Origin of the sequence: Dokdonella sp. (assembly GCF_036518555.1) — a bacterium.
Classification (GTDB): domain Bacteria; phylum Pseudomonadota; class Gammaproteobacteria; order Xanthomonadales; family Rhodanobacteraceae; genus Dokdonella_A.
The window spans coordinates 1-2047 of sequence record NZ_DATDMY010000187.1 but is presented as its reverse complement, the minus strand read 5'-3'; the positions used below and the strand labels follow the sequence as shown (position 1 = coordinate 2047).

The window sequence follows — 2047 nt, the reverse complement described above, 5'->3', positions numbered from 1 at the left end:
CGGATGCCGATCTGGCGGATCTGCTCGGGCGACAGCGCGGGCGCGTGGCCGCCGATGCCGGTCAGCTCCTGCGGGCCGAAGCCGCACAGGCACGCGACCGGCATGCCGTGGATGTTCCCCGACGGCGTGATCGTGCTCGTGTTGAAGTCCGCGTGCGCGTCGAGCCAGAGCACGGTCAGGCGCTTGCCCTGGTCGCGGCAGTGGCGCGCGACCGCGGTGATCGAGCCGATCGCGAGGCAATGGTCGCCGCCGAGCAGGATCGGCAGGCGTTCCTGCGCGAGTTCGGCGCCGACCGCATGCATCACGGCGCGGTTCCAGGCGACGACTTCGCCGAGGTGGCGGTAGCCGTCGGCCGGGGGCAGCCAGGGATTGAACGGGCCGGCGAGGTTGCCACGATCGACGACGTCGAGGCCGCGCGCGGCGAGCGCCGAGGCGAGGCCGGCGACGCGCAGCGCCTCCGGGCCCATCGATGCACCGCGGTGACCGGCGCCGATGTCGGTGGGGGCGCCGATGAGGGAAATCGGGGGGAATGTCTGCATGCTGGCCTTGGCTGCGTTCGGGGGCGCGCCGCGAGCGCGGCCCGAGTCCTTGTCGGAGGTTCGATTCTCGGCGAAAACCGCCTTCGCGTCACGGAACTCCGCGCCGCACCGCGCGGCGGGTGGCTGCAGGTCGGTGCATGCGGGCGGATGGCCGTGTCGAACCGACGGCGAACGCCGTACCGGTGGCTCAGGCCGGATCGTCGGCGACGGCGCCTTCGAGTTCGTCGATCACCGCGCGCACCGCCGCCTCGAAGTAGGCGACGCGTGCGACGCCGGCATGGCGCGGCGCCGCGAGTTCGTCGCCGACGAGCCGATCCGCTGCGCACGCCCGCGCACCGAGCCGGCCGTAGCCGTAGGACGCCGCGGAGCCGCACAAGCGGTGGATCTGCATCGAGAGCTCCTGCGCGCTCGCGCCATCATCGGGCGCGGCGACGAAGGCGAGCCACGCCTGCGCGAGTGCGGCACGCTTCGCAGGAAACGAGAGCACGTAGCGCCGGTGCAGCAACTCGAGGCGGTGATCCGTATCGTTCATCGGCCCTGCGGCGTTCGTGCGATCGGGACTATAGTGCTCCCGTTCGGCGCCGTCGGCGGCATCGGCACGCGCGTGACGATCGTTGACACCCGGCGACATGCACCTGACAGGTCGGCGTGCGACCCTGCGCATGCGAACGTCCAAGGAGAGTGCCATGAGCGATCTGACCAACCAGGTGCTGAGCCACCTCGATCCGGCGAGCATCGAGGCGATCGCCACCCAGCTCGGCATCGACCCGTCGCAGGCCGAAGCGGCGATCCAGCAGGCGGTGCCCGTGGTCGTCGGCGGGCTCGCGCGCAACGCGCAGACCGACGCCGGCGCGGACGCGCTGCACCAAGCCGCGCAGGATCATGCCGGCGTCGACATCGGTTCGGTGCTCGGCAGCGTGCTCGGCGGCGGCGGCGACGGTGGCGCGATCCTCGGCCACATCTTCGGCGACCGCCAGGGCCAGGCGGCGCAGAACATCGGCCAGGCGAGCGGCATCGGAGCGGCGAATGCGGGCGCGCTGCTGTCGATGCTCGCGCCGATCGTGATGGCCGCGCTCGGCAACATGGCGCACCGCGCGGGCGGCGGCGCCGGTGGCCTCGGCGACCTGCTCGGTCGCGAGCTGCAATCGATCGGCCAGGGCCGGCACGGCGGGTTGCTCGGCTCGATCCTCGACCAGGACGGCGACGGGCAGCTCGGCCTGTCGGACCTGTTGAAGGTGGGATCGCAGATGCTGGGTGGCGCGGCGCGCGGGCGCGTCTGATCTTTTCGCGCTGCGCTGTGCTTTCGCGCAAGCGGTGCGCGAGCGAGAGGCACGCTTCGCGATAACCGACTTGCGTCCCTGCTCATCCCGCATCCTTGCGGGCCTTTGCTCCGCCCGCGCGTCGGGTCGCACGGGGACCCGGAACGCGGCGCGCTCCTGCGCGCGCAAGCCAAGGCATCGCGGCTGAAGCCGCTCACAGACGACAAGCGAGCGCGTGTGGGAGCGGCT

General features: G+C 72.2%; 3 protein-coding genes. 1 reads left to right on the top strand and 2 read right to left on the bottom strand.

Features of this window, described 5'->3' with window-relative positions; all coding sequences use genetic code 11:
• On the bottom strand, nt 1–539 hold a 539-nt coding region (locus VI238_RS10725), incomplete at its 3' end, for an arginase family protein (protein ID WP_331651150.1).
• A 187-nt stretch (nt 540–726) separates the two neighbouring features.
• Nucleotides 727–1071, bottom strand: coding sequence for a hypothetical protein (locus VI238_RS10720; RefSeq protein ID WP_331651149.1), 345 nt, complete (start codon nt 1069–1071; stop codon nt 727–729).
• Between the two features lie 154 nt (nt 1072–1225).
• Here VI238_RS10720 and VI238_RS10715 point away from each other — a divergent pair, with 154 nt between their 5' ends.
• Nucleotides 1226–1819 carry a DUF937 domain-containing protein gene (locus VI238_RS10715; RefSeq protein WP_331651147.1) on the top strand — a complete coding sequence of 198 codons (594 nt, stop codon included), beginning with the start codon at nt 1226–1228 and terminating at the stop codon, nt 1817–1819.
• Nucleotides 1820–2047 lie beyond the last annotated feature (228 nt).

Bases quoted from the DNA above. Each gene is read 5' to 3' on its own strand.
- VI238_RS10720 (WP_331651149.1), bottom strand. From the start codon at position 1,071: ATGAACGATACGGATCACCGCCTCGAGTTGCTGCACCGGCGCTACGTG.
- VI238_RS10715 (WP_331651147.1), top strand. From the start codon at position 1,226: ATGAGCGATCTGACCAACCAGGTGCTGAGCCACCTCGATCCGGCGAGC.